The following is a 14,429-nucleotide window of genomic DNA, read 5'->3' as shown; positions in this document are numbered from 1 at the left end:
CAATCCTTTTTTCTTTTTTGCTAATATGCGCTCGTTGGATCGACGAGAAAGGTTCCGTTTTTTTATGCACTACATTCTATGGTTTCATCGCTTGAAAGGTTCCGCTTTTTCCATCATAAAAATAGCGAATGGCCCCGTTTTCATCTGTCCGCCAAATGAGAATACCTTGTTGTTTCAGCCGTTCCAACACGTCCGGAGACGGGTGGCCGTAACGGTTGAAGCGGCCGACGGAAATGATGGCCGCCCGCGGTTTCACCGCCTGCAAAAACGGCTCTGTTGTCGATGTTCTGCTGCCATGGTGGGCAACTTTGAGCACATCAGCGCGCAGCTGCGGATATATGCCGATGATCGCTTGTTCTGCCTCCTTCTCAATGTCTCCGGCAAACAGCCAATCTAAGCCGCCAAGCCGGGCGAACAAGACGAGCGAGCCGTTATTGTCGTCTTGACTGCCCGCCTCCGGGTGAATCACAGCAAACGTTATGCCGCCTTCCTCCCACCGTTCCCCCCTCGATGCGGCGGCAACCGGCACAGAAAACGGGCGCGCCATCGCTTTGATGGCCGGCAGCGCTTTTGGGCTTGTGACGATTTGCTTGACGCGCACCGCTTTTAGCACCTCGGAAGCCGCTCCAATATGGTCGGCGTCATCATGCGTAAGAATGAGCTTGTCGATTGCCCTTACCCCTTGGGCTTTTAAAAACGGCACGACGACATCGCGGCCGACGGAAAACGGCCGCATTCGCCCGCGCCACCGTTCCTCCTTTAGTTCCGGCGTCCCGCCGGTGTCGATAAGGTAGACGGCTTTTCGATAAGGAAGCTCGATGTAAAGGCAGTCGCCTTGGCCGACATCCAACACCGTCACTTCCCCTTTTGGATTAACGTATGGACTCGCAAGCTGAAGCACCATGGCGGCCGCCACCGCCGCCAAGCCGTGAAGCAGCCGGCCACGCTCCCAAAACAGCCATGCGGCCGCGACCGCAGCGGCATAAACGGCTAAGCACCATGGCTCCGGACGCCCGAGCATAAGCGAAAATGGGTGATCGACAGAGAAAAAACGGACAACGGTGTTCGTGAGCCCGATGAGGCGGCTGAACAACCAAACGAGCGGGGGAAACGGAACAGCGGCAACAAGAACGGCCAACGGCAAAATAAGAAACGAATACAAAGGGACAAACACGACATTGAGGACGACACTCCATACGGAAACTTCATAAAAATGGTAAAGCAAAATCGGCAGGGCAGCGAGCTGGGCGGCAAGCGCTGTTTGGAAGAGCCGCCCGATCATGGAACGAACAACGACGAGCGCCGGAAAATGAACGAGGAGGACAAACGTCACCACAAACGACAATTGAAAGCCAATATCAAACATCATGTACGGATCTAAGACGAAAAGCGCAATCGCCGTCCAACTTAACGCATCGAGCGGGTGAATCGCCCCTTTTTTCCACGCGACAGCAAGCATGATCATACCTGTCACACAAGCGCGCAAAACTGACGGCGAGGCGCCGGCGAGCACCGCGTAAACGGGCAGTGCGGCCATTAAAGCGACTGCAGCCGCCTCACGCGTCACGAAACGGATCGCTATGGCAAACACCGCGCTGACAAGCAAGGTGACATGGCCACCGGAAATCGCCAGCAAATGGATGAGGCCAAGTTGTTGATAACCGTCAAGCACCGCGTCATCGAGCTGACGGCGCTCGCCATAAATCAGGGCGGCTGCAATGCCGGCCGCTTCCGGCGGAAGATGAGCCTCGATGCGGCGAACGCCCGCTTCGCGAAGCGAGACGAGCCGCTCGATCACGGTCGGATGGGCGCGAAAACAGGCAGAAAGATCGATCGTCTCGGGGAGAAACAGCCAGTGGATGCGGTGGAAACGCAAATAGCGGCGGTAGTCAAAGGCGTACGGATTGCTTGCCGGTTGCGGGCGCTCAAGCGTCCCCGTGACGCGGCAAACCGTTCCGGGCATAAGGCGGGCGTGCAGCGCCGCTTTTTCCGTCGGCGTCCGAATCGTATAACGGAGCTGCACCCGTTCCCGACCCGCTTTGACCGGCGCCTGCAGCCGGTCGCCGTCGATCGAAGGCGGGGCGGGAAAGCGAAGCAAAACGGTATGGCGGCCGCCGGAAAGGGCCGTTTTGTTATAATGATCGACAATGAGAACATAGATGAAAAAGAACGATGCCGCGGCCAGGGCGGGAATCAATAGACGCTTCCGGTGAAAGTGAAGCAGGAGAAGATAGCCGGAAAGGAGGAAAAAGGCAGGTTTGACCAAAGAGGCAGCCGCTGCGGCTAAAAGCGCCGCCGCGGCGATATAAATGGCTTGTCCTTTCATTGTTCCCCTCGGCCGGAAAGCTGGGCAAACACGTCCATCTTCAACGGCACTTGCACGAGGCGGACACCGGCTTGGGCAAACAACTCAAGGGCATACGGATGGTTTTTGTAATCTTGCGCATAATACACGGCGCGAATGCCGCTTTGAATGATCGCTTTGCAGCAATGCAAACACGGAAAATGGGTGACATACATCTCCGCCCCTTCCGTCGGGACGCCAAACTTGGCGCATTGCAAAATCGCGTTCATTTCCGCGTGGATCGTCCGCACGCAATGGCCGTCAATGACGTAGCACCCTTCATCAATGCAATGGGCGCCGCCAGCGATCGAGCCGTTATACCCACCGGCGATAATGCGTTTGTCGCGTACGATCGTCGCCCCGACTGCGAGTCTCGTGCACGTGCTGCGCAGCGCCAGCAAATGGCTTTGCGCCATAAAATATTGGTCCCATGTCATTCGTTCCATTCTATGTCCCGTTGCCAAAACCTTATAAAACCCTAAAAGGCTTTGTTCGATTCCTTGTTCATCGCGTCCGATTTCGCGATCAGCTACTCTCGTTTGGCATAACGCTCCGAAGGCTTCCATTCCCCTGCAACGAAGGGTACGTATTCGTGGCATCGTTTTGGTGATTAGCCCACGAATGCTTCTCCGTAACGAGCAAGGTTGATGGAGGCATTGAGGTCTCGATCCATCTTGCATCCACATTGGCATGTGTATGTGCGGTCAGAAAGTGTTAAGCCTTTCTTGATGGCGCCGCATTGAGAGCACAGTTTTGAAGATGGATACCAAGCGTCTGCCTCAATGAACAAAATGCCGTATTTTTTGCATTTGTACGTTGACTTTGTCTTGAAGCCGTATAGTTTTTGCTTCTGTACGGCTTTGGCTAAATGTTTGTTCTTCATCATCCCGCTTACATTCAACGTTTCCATCACGACAGCGCAAGGCTTGGTTTTCGCTACCGCGCTCGTCGCTTGATGAATGTGGTTGTTACGGATTCCATTGATCCTTCGCTGCAAAAGGAGACATCGCCTTTCGAGTTTGATCATGTTGCGGGTTTTGACAAAACGGCTGCCCTCCTTGTTCATTTCATATTTTCGAGAAACTTTTCGCCGCAACCTGCGAAGGCGTTTCTCCAGCCTTTTCATTGTTTTTGTTTTGTTGATATTGGGAAAGATCATCCCATTGCTACAAACCGCCAAATGCTTGATTCCCACATCCCCCCGATGACTTCATCAATGATTTGAACGAAATCCTCAACAAGTTCCTGCTCCTCTGTTGTCTCTGTTTGGTCAATGATTTCCCTTTCACAGTCATATTGAGAAAAAAGATATTCAAGCAATTCAAATCCAACACGTACGAAGTTGATAATAATTTTTATTTTTACAATGTTTTATAATCTTTGTCTAACTGTTAGTTCTCCTCCACTTGTTTCGATAATTTTAGTCTATCGGCCGGCTAGAGCGCCGTCAATGCTGAAAAAAGTTGCCATCCCCCTGCAGCGTCCCCGCCCATCAGCGAGCAAACACGTATTCATTTTCCCTGCCCACTTTATGGCACAAGCAAATACGGCTTTAATTTTTCCAATGTTTTTTCCCCGATGCCGTTGACCTTAAGCAAATCTTCAACCCGCTGAAACGGTCCGTGCTCATCGCGGTAGGCGATGATCGCTTTGGCTTTCGTCGGCCCGATGCCGGGAATTTGCATCAGCTCCTCTTCCGTCGCCGTATTGACCGCCACTTGCAGGCCGCTTTCCGTCCCGGCTTCCGGCGTCGCCCCGGCCGTTTCTGGCGCCAGCGCCGCCTCACCTTTTGCCGGAACGTAAATCATCATTTCATCGCGCACTTTGGCCGCCAAGTTGACTCTTGCCGCGTCCGCCTCGTTCGTCAGCCCGCCCGCCCTAGCGATGACATCGCGGACGCGGGCATCGGCCGGCATCTCGTATACTCCCGGTTTGGCGACCGCTCCTTTGACATCAATGACAACGACTCTCGGCGCCTTCACTTCTTGTCCCTCTGTCTCCGCCGCATCCGTTCCAACCGCCGCCGGCAAGGCGACGGGCTCTCGTTCGGTCGGCGGGCGGCCGAACACCCACAGCCCTGCCGCGGCGACAAACAGGACAAGCAGTCCTGTTTTCCATCGTGTCTTAACCGTTTCCCACATCGCACTCATCCTTTCTAAACGAAGTCATAAAACGGAGAACATCTTCATACATATCGAAGAGAGGGAGGAGGGGACTGCACATGAACATCGGCGTTATCGGCACGGGGAATATGGGAACGATTTTAATCGAAGCGTTGGTAGACTCCGGCGCCGTCAAAGCCGAACAGCTCATCATTACAAACCGCACGCTCGCAAAAGCGTTCAATATACAAAAAACATATCCTGGCATCACGGTCGCCGCCGATCCGCCTGAGACGGTCAAACAGGCGGACATCGTCTTTTTATGCGTCAAACCGCTTGACATCCATCCACTGCTGCAACAGCTGGCCCCACACTGGACAAGGGAGCATTGCCTTGTGTCAATCACAAGTCCGATCAGCGTCGGACAGCTGGAAGCGGCCGTCCCTTGCCAAGTTGTGCGCGCCATTCCGAGCATCACGAACCGGGCGCTTTCCGGCAGCATCCTCGTCACCTTCGGCTCGCGCTGCTCAGCCGCTTGTCGGCAAACAATCGACGACCTTCTCCGGCGCATCGCCACACCGGTCTTGATTGACGACGCCATCACCCGCGTCGCTTCCGACATCGCAAGCTGCGGCCCGGCGTTTTTCAGCTATTTGCTGCAGTGCTTTATCGATGCGGCGGCAGCGAAGACCGCCATCACGAAAGACCAGGCGACAGTGCTGGCAACCGACATGATCATCGGCCTCGGGGAATTGTTGAAACGGGATTTGTATACGCTTCAAACCTTGCAGGAAAAAGTATGCGTCAAAGGCGGCATTACGGGCGAAGGCATTGCCGTCCTCGAGCAAAAAATAGACGGCGTCTTTGAGGAAGTGCTACGGAAAACACATGAGAAGTTTCGAGAAGATGTGGAGAAGGTGAGGCAACAGTTTTCGCCATAAAAACTTATTCGACAGCAAACAGCAACTTCCTTCTTTGTCCGGCGAAAAATCGCCCTTGGCTTTCCCACTTGGGACTAGCGGACATTTGTCACTTAGTTTGTTCGCGACGTGACCGTTTACTGTTTTTCGCGTTGCACCTAGCCTTTTGGCTGGGTGCAACTCCATCGGCTTGCTTTTGTAAATAGCCTTGAAAAAGAGGATAGAACTTTCCTAGGTCATGCAAAAGGCCACATAAATAAGCCACTCTTTGCCCTTGAAACGACCAATATCTTCATCACCCTTCTAATTCTAACATTTTTTTATTGCCTGGCAGTCGAATGGTGCCGATCACAACGCTGGCCATGCATTCCCTTTTTTCAATAGGCACAAAAAAAGCGCCCGCCGATCGACGAAGATTACACAGGTCCACCAAAGAGGCTGTCGCCGACAAAGTGTGGGGCGGAGCGCGATCGCGCTTGAAGCGATATACGCTTGGATTCTACCCTTTTCCTCTCTTACTCGCTCAGCAAGCGGCGAACCTCTTCTTCAGAAAGATCGACCAACCGGGCAATCTCGACGGCCGTCATCCCTTTTTGCGCCATCGTCTGAATGAGCCGCTTCATTCCTTGTTTCATGCCTTGTTTCATTCCTTGCTCAAGGCCGCGTTTCCATCCTTCTTCCATCCCTTCCTTCTTCCCTTTTTGCTCGTAGGAGATGATCAGCTCCAGAACTTTCTCTCTTTCTTTCGTTTCCATCGCCTTCACCTCGCTTTGCAGCTGTTGTTCCCCTTCCTCCGTCAACTTCACGTACGTCTCAAAAAACCCAAGCAGCAACCGCTGCCTCGCCTCATCGAGCTCCAACCGCACCAGCATGCGCAAAAACTCTTTTTTCAGCTCCACCTTCTCCCTTTCAGTATACCCCATTTGACTGAGCAGCGCAGCCGCAACCGGATTGTCCTGCCGGATGTACTCCCGCCAATGCTTCTTCCGCAGCGCCACCGGAAAAAAGCGAAACTGCAGCACTTCGCCAAAGGGAAATTCCATCGAAAACACAGACGGTTCCTCGCGGAGGGAATCATAATGGAAGACGGCGATCGGAACGATGCGGGTTCGGTAGGTTTCATACAAGCGGCTGAAATAGAGGAACATGCGCTCGGCAAACGACGGCTGGACATACCCTTGCGTTTCCACGTGCACGATGATCAGCCCGTCTTCGCCTTTCAGCTTCGTCTCGACCAGCAGATCGACGTGGTACTTTCCGCCGGCCGTCACATCGGTAAACAGCTCTTCGGATAAAAAGGACAGATGGTGGAAATCGATATGCTCGTGCATGTCGGGGAAAAAGAGAAGGAGGAACTCTTCGAAAAACGTGCGGATCAGCTCTTTGAACAGCCGATCATGGTCAATCGCCATTCGATCACCTCACCTTGATGGTCTCTCTTCTTCTATTCGCCATCCCCAAGGCGGCATCCTGCTCACAAAGAAAAAAACCGTTGGCCAGTTCTGCCCTAAGCAAGCTGGTTTCTCTTCCTTCCCTCTAGGAGGCTGGTGATTTAGTACAAAATACTGCTAGTTCCGGCTATTTATCAATTAGAAAAACCTTGCGAAATCAGTCTTCTTTTTTGGCGAAATGCCGCTGATTTGCTCGTGACAACCGTTTTTCACCGGCCTTCTAGAGATGTTGATCTATTCGGGCTTTCTATTTGTACTAAGTTCCTTACACAACATACATGCATAAATTTATTGTCTATTTCAAAATTTCAAATCGATTTGATGCTAAAAAACACTGACGAGATCTTGGCAACCATGTTAGCAGTGAAACAACTGTTGCGAAAATCTCGCCAATGCGTTGTATCAATTGAGAGTGGGTAAACAAGTACTTCCTCTTCCTTTGTTCTTCGAATAAGCTGGCAACAGCGCAAGCAGCTGCACGTTTTCCCGGCTGCTCTCTGCGTGCAGACCAATGGCGATCTCTCCCCCTCACCGCTTCCGCGCCACAAAAAACAGCCGCTCCGCCGTCTCGGTCGGCGGGGCATCGGTGAAATCGGCGGTCACTTCAAGCACCTCAAAGCCGGCGGCATCCAGCCACTGCTCATAAACGGCGCGCTCAAACGTGCGCTGTTCGTGCCATTCGTCGAAACGTTCGTACAGATCGCCGCGGCGGACGAAAAATGTCAGTTCATGCCCGACGCTGTGCGGCCAATCGAGCGGATGGCACGTCCATATGTAGCTGATGTCCTCCCCTTGGTCCGCAAACACGGCATCGCGGAACAAAACGTCCATTTTATAAACGGAATGGACGTCAAACAAAAGCAGCCCGCCGGCGCCAAGGGCGCGGGAAACGGCAGCGAAGGAGTTTTGGACGTCCTCCTCACTCGTGAGGTAGTTGAGGGCGTCGCAAAAAATCAGGGCGCCGTCAAGGTCTGAAAACCCGTCGAGTTCGGCCATGTTTTGTTCAAAAAACGGCACATGAACGCCGGCTTCCTCCGCTTTCTCCTGAGCGATGGCAAGCATATGCTCGGACAAGTCAACGCCGGATACTTGCCATCCGGCCTTGGCGAGGCGGATGGCAAGCTCTCCTGTCCCGCAGCCGATGTCGATCACTTGTCGCCCCGGCCGTTGGGCATATCGGTTAAAGGCTCGTTCCACAAACGACCGCCACTTGTCATACGGCGCCTCGGCCATAAGCGCGTCATACCAATCGGCAAAGCGGGCATAGGTCATGGCTGCAACACAGCCGCGACGTCTTCTGCCGGGGCGTCCCCCCAAAGCCGCTCGAGGTTGTAATACTCGCGCTCCTCTTTGGCAAACACGTGAGCGACGATGTCGCCCAAATCGACAAGCACCCATTTCGCCTCTTGGAACCCTTCGATCCGTTTCACTGGTAAGCCGTGTTCTGCCGCTTGGTCTTGGATTTCGCGGGCGATCGCCTGCACTTGCTTGTCTGAGTTGCCATGGCAAATGACAAAATAATCGGCGACAAGTGAAATGCCTTTCATGTTCAAGACGACGATATTTTCCGCTTTTTTATCATCCGCCGCGCGGACGACAAGCTGCAATGCTCCTTGTTCAGTCACCGACTTCATTCCCCCTTCACTTCGCGCACGAGTGAATTGTACGCATGAATCGTATCCGGATAAATAAGCTGCCGCTTCTCTAGCAAAAAGGCGATCGTGTTTTTCACCGCCTGCAGCAGCGCCCGGTTGAGATCTTCTTCCGTCAGGCGCCGCACGTCATCAACGCCGGGGAAGCGCCGCCCTGGCTCGATGTAATCGGCCAAATAAATGATTTTCTCCAGCAGCGTCATGCCAGCCCTTCCGGACGTGTGGTAACGGATGGCATCGAGCACGTCCGGATCGTCAATGCCCACTTCCGTTTGCACTAGGTAGGCGCCGACGGGGGCATGCCACAATTCGCTGTTGTACGCGAGCAAATCGTTGGGCATATTTTGCGCTAAAATGAGTTGTTTCATTTCTTCGACCGGGCGGAATTTCGCATAGTCATGAAAAATGGCCGCCAATTCCGCTTTTTTCACGTCAGCCCCGTACCGTTTCGCAAGCTTAACGGCCGTCTCGACAACGCCAAGCGTATGCTCGTAGCGTTGCTCCGTCAGCTGCTCTTTCACAATCCGCAACGCTTGTTCTCGCTCCATATAACCCCTTCTCCTCAATATAAAGTCTGACGTCTTCCGGCACTAAATAGCGGATCGTTTGTCCGCTTTTCACCCGCTCGCGAATGAGCGACGACGATACGGCAAACTGCGGCGCTTCCACCTCGATGACCGGATATGGCGTTTCCATCGAAAACCCTGGACGCTTGACGCCGACAAACGTCACGAGCTCGACCAGCTCTTCAATGCGGTGCCAATTCGGCAAGTATTCGACCATATCAGCGCCGATGATAAAGTAAAATTCGTCGTCCGGATGCATCGCCGTAAGCTGTCGGATCGTGTCGTACGTGTAGGAAGGCCCTTCCCGTTCGAGTTCGATCGTCTCAATATGAAAGCGTGGATGGCCGGCCACCGCCAGCTCGAGCATGCGCAGCCGGTCCTCGCTTCTTGTCACCTGCTCGTGCTGTTTATGGGGAGGAATGCGGTTTGGCAGAAACCAAATTTGTGACAACCGAAGGGCGTCAAGCACTTCATTGGCCATTATTAAATGGCCGTAATGCGGCGGATCAAACGTGCCGCCGAAAATCCCGATTTTTCCCATCTTCCTACCCCCCGCCGTCTGCCTTGGCCGCACTGCTTCTCAGTCAGGCAAAACGATTTGTTTATGTTCTTTCGACTCCTTATATAAGACGATCGTATTGCCGATCACTTGCACGAGCTCGGCCCCCGTCCCTTCGGCAAGCTGTTCGGCGACAATGTGGCGGTCCTCTTCACAGTTTTGCAAGACGCTCACCTTCAGCAGTTCGCGCGCCTCGAGCGCCGCCGCGATTTGTTCGGTCATCGCCTCCGTCACGCCGCCTTTGCCGACTTGAAAAATCGGTTTTAAATGGTGGGCTTGCGCCCGCAAAAACCGTTTTTGTTTTCCCGTTAACATATGTTACCTCCTCAACTGATCGATGACAAGCTGTTTCATCCGGTTGACATCCGGCCATTGGCCGGTCCATTTTTCAAAAGCGAGCGCCCCTTGGTACACGAGCATGCCGACACCGTTTTGCCCGCGGGCGCCACGCGCTTTCGCTTCCTTCAGCCATTTCGTTTCGAACGGATTGTAAATAATATCGGACACGACTGTTCCCGGCTGCAGCCGTTCAAGAGAAAGCGGCTGTTCGTTGACAAGCGGATGCATGCCGGCCGAAGTCGTGTTGATAATAATATCATATTCGGCCAGCCGTTTCTCGGCCTCGGCAAGCGGGAAAAAAGCCGAGCGGCCATCCTCCCCTTCACGGACAAGCCGCGCCGCTTTCTCTGTCGTCCGGTTGGCGATATCAATGCGCTCGGCCGCGGTCGAAAGCAGCGAAAAATAAATGCCCCGCGCTCCGCCGCCAGCGCCGATCAGCAAAATCCGCTTGCCGTCAAGATGGACATCCATTTCCTCCTCGAGCGCCTTGACGTAGCCAGGTCCGTCCGTATTATAGCCGACGAGCCGTCCGTTGTCATTGACGATCGTGTTGACCGCCCCGATGCGGCGCGCGTGCTCATCCACTTCATCCAAAAACGGAATGACCGCCATTTTATGCGGAATCGTCACATTCACCCCGGCGATGCCGAGCGCCCGCACACCGGCGATCGCTTCGCCGACTTGCTCCGGTTTGACAGAAAACAAATGGTAGCGCGCCGAAATGCCGAAATAGGCGAACGCGTCGTTATGCATGAGCGGCGACAGCGAGTGCTCGACCGGAAAGCCAAGCAAACCGTATACGTTTTCCATCTTTCTCCCCTCCCGTACTCGTTAAATCAACGACTGGCGAATAAACACATCGACTCCTTTAGGGGCGTGGACGACGAGCTGGGCGCCCGGGTCGTTGCACGTCACCCAACCGAGCCCGGAAAAGACGATATCCGTTTTTCGCTCCTTGACCGACAACGTGCGCGGCACAAGCGGCGGAAACTCATCCGCGTAGCGTTTGCTTGGCGGGGCGAGCAAGCTGCCGAGCTGGTTGGCGTAAAGCGAATCCGCTTTTTCCAGCTTTGTCCGGTGAATCGTTAAGTCGTTGGCGACGTAACAGACAAACGGGCGGCGCCCGCCTTTGACGTAATCAAGGCGGGCCAAGCCGCCGAAAAAGAGCGTTTGCCCTTCATTGAGCTGGTACACGCGCGGATGGATTTCCCGCTTCGGCGTAATGATTTTTAAGTCGCGCGCATCGACGAAATGCGCCATTTGGTGATGGTTGATAATGCCCGGCGTGTCATACAGCGACGCTCCGCCCTCAAACGGAATTTCGATCATATCAAGCGTCGTCCCCGGGAAATACGATGTTGTAATGACGTTCCCTTTGCCGGTCGCCTCTTCAATGATCCGATTAATGAACGTCGACTTGCCAACGTTCGTGCAGCCGACGACATAGACGTCCCCGTCTTCGCGATAGCGGTCGACCGCCTCCATGACGCCCGCCATGCCAATCCCTTTCGCCGCACTGACGAGACGAACGTCAATCGGCCGCAGCCCGAGCTCCTCCGCCATGCGGCGCATCCATTGCAACAGCTTCGGATATTTCACCGACCTCGGCAGCAAATCAGCCTTATTGCCGACAAGCAAAATCGGATTGTCCGCCGCAAACCGCGGCAAACCGGGAATCCAGCTGCCGTTGAAATCGAAAATATCGACGATGTAAACAACAAGCGCCTTCGATTCCCCGATGCGATGCAGCATCTGCAAAAAATCGTGATCATCAAGCGGCACATCTTGCACTTCGTTATAATGTTTCAGGCGAAAGCAGCGTTGGCAAATGATTTCTTCCGCCTCTTTTTCAAGCACGCTTTTCGGCGCATACCCCGCCTTTTTTGGGTCTTCAACTTGGATGGCCGCCCCGCAGCCGATGCAACGCAGTTGTGGCTCCACACTCATTCCTCCCAGTAAATCATCCCTTTTTTCCGCATGGCATGTAAAATTTTCCGCTCTATTTTCCGGTTAAAGCGTGTCCATAACCCGTCCGTCTGAGCGATTGGGACGACTAAAATCGTATTTAATCCGAGGCGGTTGCCGCCGAGCACATCAGTCAGCAACTGGTCGCCGATGACGACGACCTCCTCCTTTTTCAGCCCCATTATCTCCAACGCCTGCAAAAACGCGCGCGTCAGCGGTTTGCGCGCTTCAAAAATGAACGGGATGCCGAGCGGTTCGGCAAACGACTGCACGCGTCGTTTATTATTATTCGATACGATGACGACCTTAATGCCCACCTGCTTGATCGCCTCAAACCATGCTGCCAGTTCCGGGGTCGCGCCTGGCCTGTCCCACTCGACGAGCGTATTGTCAAGATCGGTGATGATCCCTTTCACCCCTTTTTCCTTCAGCTCATCCGGTGTAATGTCAATGACGCGCTTTGCAAACTGGCTTGGTAAAAAATAATGAAGCATGTCAATCACCTGCCTTTATCATCTGCTTTTCCCATCATAGCGGATTTGGCTGTTCGTTTCAAAACAAAGTTTGGCAGCCGCCCTTCTCTAGAACGGCAAGACAAAAAAGTTTTCGACAAATTTCGCAACCCCCGGTTTGTGGATAACTGTTACCCACATCGCACACAAACGAGTGACGATGCTTCCGCTATTTTATAAACACGTTTTCCACATGTTATCCACTGCTTTCTGTGGATAATAGAACGGTTGTTCTATTTTGCAAATCATGGTACAGTGAAAGTAACCTACCATTATATGTATGGAATATTCGCTATATTCCATCTCCCATCGGAAAAGGAGGGCGTTCGCCGATGAAACATTTGTCTGATGAGCTGTTGATCGAATCATACTTTAAGGCGAAAGAACTCAATTTAAGCCCGGAATTCATCGAACTGATCGAAAAGGAAATCCTGCGTCGGTCATTGGCCCATAAAATCAAATTGTCATCATAAACGAAGGCCTTCGGGCTTTTTTTTGTTTCGCCAAAACGTCCGCGCCTAGCGCCAATAGCCGAGCCGCTCGCCAACTTTAATCGGCATCGGCGCGGCAATGCGCGGGTCGGGCGTAAAGCTTCCCCGTTCAAACAGGAGCACGACAGTCGAGCCGAATGAAAAATACGCCATTTCCTCCCCCTTCACCAACCGATCCCCCTTATGGGTCAGTTCAATGCTGTTGACAAACATGGCGCCGACCTTGACGATGGCCATGCGCTTGCCGCCAGCCGTGACTTCCGTAATAAGGCGATAGTTTTTTTCAAGCGGCCGCCGCCCGTATTTTAAGCCGAGGCGGTTGACAGGGTATGATTTGCGGCCAAGCGTCCACTGTTTTTCGATCACGCCAGATATTGGGCTATGGATGCGGTGATAATGGCTCGGGCTCAAATACAGAATAAAAAAGAACCCGTTCACATACGGTTGCGCAGCCTCGGCACTGCCAAGCATTTCCGCAATCGAATACGGTTTCCCTTTGACCATCATTTCACTCGTTTCTTGGATCGTTCCCATTTCCTCAATGACCGCATCGACCGGACTGACGACCGCATGCTCATCAGCATCGACCGGTCTAGTCCCGGCTTTGAGCCGGCGAACGAACAACTGCTGCAACGTTTTATAATTTTTTAGGCTTTTTTCCATTTCTTCTTGGTTAATATGATAAATTTTCGCATACGATGGTATCAACGGCGCGCTGAGGCGCGATCTGGCAAACGAAGCGAGCAGCTTCGAGGAAAGCGAGTGATTGGTCAACTCAATAAACAAACGGTACAGCCATTTTCGCAAGCATGTTCCCTCCAGTTACGTAGCATCGCCGGGTGTTACTACCTTCCATATTACCGCCAAAATGAGTATAATGGTAGTAGAATTTTCTTTTGGCGTTTTCTGTTGGAAAAGGAGTGGGGAGAGTTGTTCTTATCGGATTATTTAGATTATACGTTAAAAAAGTTAAAAGCCAACATGGCCAACATTTTGACGATGACGAACTTATCGCTCGGCGGCTTTTCCGTCTTGACTACGCTGAACGGGCAGCTTCACATGAGCGTGCTTCTCATTTTTTTAGCAGCGTTTGTCGATCGCTTTGACGGCGCCGTCGCCCGCAAGCTGAACATCGAATCCGAGCTCGGCAAACAGCTTGACTCGATGAGCGACATTGTTTCCTTTGGCGTCGCGCCCGCCCTGTTAATGTACGAAGCCTTGTTCCGTGAATTCGGTGCGCCAGGAGCGGTGTTCACCATTTTGTATATCGCCTGCGGCGCCTTTCGCCTCGCCCGCTTTAACATCACGGAGAACAACGGCTATTTCGCCGGGCTGCCGATTACGGCAGCCGGGGTGCTGATGACGTTAGGCTATTTGGCCATTCCGTACCTTCCGCCGCAATCGTTTATGTTTTTAGCGCTGATCTTATCGTTTTTAATGGTCGGAACGTTTAAACTGAAAAAAATATGACCATCGCCGGGGCTGTCCCTTTCCAATGGCATATGGATCGGGCGGCTTTTTTATGTCC

General features: G+C 53.1%; 16 protein-coding genes and 1 pseudogene. 3 read left to right on the top strand and 14 right to left on the bottom strand.

Translation table 11 applies throughout. The annotated features are described in order from the left end of the window. Positions 1 to 76: 76 nt before the first annotated feature. The 4 genes and pseudogenes from IC803_RS04300 to IC803_RS04285 form a co-directional block, all read right to left on the bottom strand. The gene (locus IC803_RS04300; protein ID WP_081209640.1) at positions 77 to 2,326 is read right to left on the bottom strand and encodes a DNA internalization-related competence protein ComEC/Rec2; all 2,250 of its coding nucleotides are present in this window, start codon (positions 2,324 to 2,326) and stop codon (positions 77 to 79) included. Then, positions 2,323 to 2,790, bottom strand: coding sequence for a ComE operon protein 2 (locus tag IC803_RS04295; protein WP_081209650.1), 468 nt, complete (start codon positions 2,788 to 2,790; stop codon positions 2,323 to 2,325). The genes IC803_RS04300 and IC803_RS04295 overlap by 4 nt, the downstream gene beginning before the upstream one ends. A gap of 164 nt (positions 2,791 to 2,954) precedes the next feature. Next, a pseudogene (locus IC803_RS04290) lies at positions 2,955 to 3,542 on the bottom strand (RNA-guided endonuclease InsQ/TnpB family protein); the annotation flags it as partial. Between the two features lie 331 nt (positions 3,543 to 3,873). Beyond that, positions 3,874 to 4,485, bottom strand: a complete 612-nt coding sequence (locus tag IC803_RS04285; protein ID WP_081211420.1) for a helix-hairpin-helix domain-containing protein — start codon at positions 4,483 to 4,485, stop codon at positions 3,874 to 3,876. 80 nt (positions 4,486 to 4,565) lie between these two features. On the opposite strand from IC803_RS04285, the gene comER reads away from it, so the two are divergent. Then, a complete protein-coding gene (gene comER, locus IC803_RS04280) occupies positions 4,566 to 5,387 on the top strand; it encodes a late competence protein ComER (protein ID WP_081211418.1) in 822 nt (273 codons plus the stop codon). Between the two features lie 494 nt (positions 5,388 to 5,881). Here the strand turns inward: comER and IC803_RS04275 are convergent, their stop codons facing one another. The 9 genes from IC803_RS04275 to IC803_RS04235 form a co-directional block, all read right to left on the bottom strand. After that, positions 5,882 to 6,778, bottom strand: a complete 897-nt coding sequence (locus tag IC803_RS04275) for an Rpn family recombination-promoting nuclease/putative transposase (RefSeq protein ID WP_190304265.1) — start codon at positions 6,776 to 6,778, stop codon at positions 5,882 to 5,884. A gap of 567 nt (positions 6,779 to 7,345) precedes the next feature. Continuing rightward, a complete protein-coding gene (locus IC803_RS04270) occupies positions 7,346 to 8,089 on the bottom strand; it encodes a class I SAM-dependent DNA methyltransferase (protein WP_081208342.1) in 744 nt (247 codons plus the stop codon). Continuing rightward, positions 8,086 to 8,442 (bottom strand): ribosome silencing factor, encoded by a 357-nt coding sequence (gene rsfS / locus IC803_RS04265; protein ID WP_081208640.1) that lies wholly within the window; start codon positions 8,440 to 8,442, stop codon positions 8,086 to 8,088. The genes IC803_RS04270 and rsfS overlap by 4 nt, the downstream gene beginning before the upstream one ends. A gap of 5 nt (positions 8,443 to 8,447) precedes the next feature. Continuing rightward, complete coding sequence (gene yqeK, locus IC803_RS04260; protein ID WP_081208344.1) at positions 8,448 to 9,017, bottom strand: bis(5'-nucleosyl)-tetraphosphatase (symmetrical) YqeK; 570 nt, start codon at positions 9,015 to 9,017, stop codon at positions 8,448 to 8,450. Beyond that, positions 8,926 to 9,576 carry a nicotinate-nucleotide adenylyltransferase gene (locus tag IC803_RS04255; protein ID WP_081208346.1) on the bottom strand — a complete coding sequence of 217 codons (651 nt, stop codon included), beginning with the start codon at positions 9,574 to 9,576 and terminating at the stop codon, positions 8,926 to 8,928. The genes yqeK and IC803_RS04255 overlap by 92 nt, the downstream gene beginning before the upstream one ends. A 39-nt stretch (positions 9,577 to 9,615) precedes the next feature. Further along, the gene (gene yhbY / locus IC803_RS04250) at positions 9,616 to 9,909 is read right to left on the bottom strand and encodes a ribosome assembly RNA-binding protein YhbY (RefSeq protein WP_063165210.1); all 294 of its coding nucleotides are present in this window, start codon (positions 9,907 to 9,909) and stop codon (positions 9,616 to 9,618) included. 3 nt (positions 9,910 to 9,912) lie between these two features. Further along, entirely contained in the window at positions 9,913 to 10,743 is an 831-nt protein-coding gene (gene aroE, locus IC803_RS04245) for a shikimate dehydrogenase (protein WP_081208348.1), read from the bottom strand. A 21-nt stretch (positions 10,744 to 10,764) separates the two neighbouring features. Next, the gene (gene yqeH, locus IC803_RS04240) at positions 10,765 to 11,874 is read right to left on the bottom strand and encodes a ribosome biogenesis GTPase YqeH (protein ID WP_081208350.1); all 1,110 of its coding nucleotides are present in this window, start codon (positions 11,872 to 11,874) and stop codon (positions 10,765 to 10,767) included. Positions 11,875 to 11,876: 2 nt separating this feature from the next. Beyond that, positions 11,877 to 12,392, bottom strand: coding sequence for a YqeG family HAD IIIA-type phosphatase (locus IC803_RS04235; protein WP_081208642.1), 516 nt, complete (start codon positions 12,390 to 12,392; stop codon positions 11,877 to 11,879). A gap of 350 nt (positions 12,393 to 12,742) precedes the next feature. Here IC803_RS04235 and IC803_RS04230 point away from each other — a divergent pair, with 350 nt between their 5' ends. Continuing rightward, complete coding sequence (locus IC803_RS04230; protein ID WP_063165206.1) at positions 12,743 to 12,883, top strand: sporulation histidine kinase inhibitor Sda; 141 nt, start codon at positions 12,743 to 12,745, stop codon at positions 12,881 to 12,883. A 45-nt stretch (positions 12,884 to 12,928) separates the two neighbouring features. Here the strand turns inward: IC803_RS04230 and IC803_RS04225 are convergent, their stop codons facing one another. Beyond that, positions 12,929 to 13,708, bottom strand: a complete 780-nt coding sequence (locus tag IC803_RS04225) for a phosphatidylserine decarboxylase (RefSeq protein WP_081208352.1) — start codon at positions 13,706 to 13,708, stop codon at positions 12,929 to 12,931. Positions 13,709 to 13,831: 123 nt separating this feature from the next. On the opposite strand from IC803_RS04225, the gene pssA reads away from it, so the two are divergent. Further along, entirely contained in the window at positions 13,832 to 14,371 is a 540-nt protein-coding gene (gene pssA, locus IC803_RS04220) for a CDP-diacylglycerol--serine O-phosphatidyltransferase (RefSeq protein ID WP_081208354.1), read from the top strand. The last annotated feature ends 58 nt before the right edge of the window (positions 14,372 to 14,429 follow it).

This window comes from Geobacillus sp. 46C-IIa (genome assembly GCF_014679505.1).
Lineage (GTDB): Bacteria > Bacillota > Bacilli > Bacillales > Anoxybacillaceae > Geobacillus.
The sequence above is the reverse complement of the archived record's forward strand: the minus strand, read 5'-3'. Positions and strand labels throughout refer to the sequence as shown.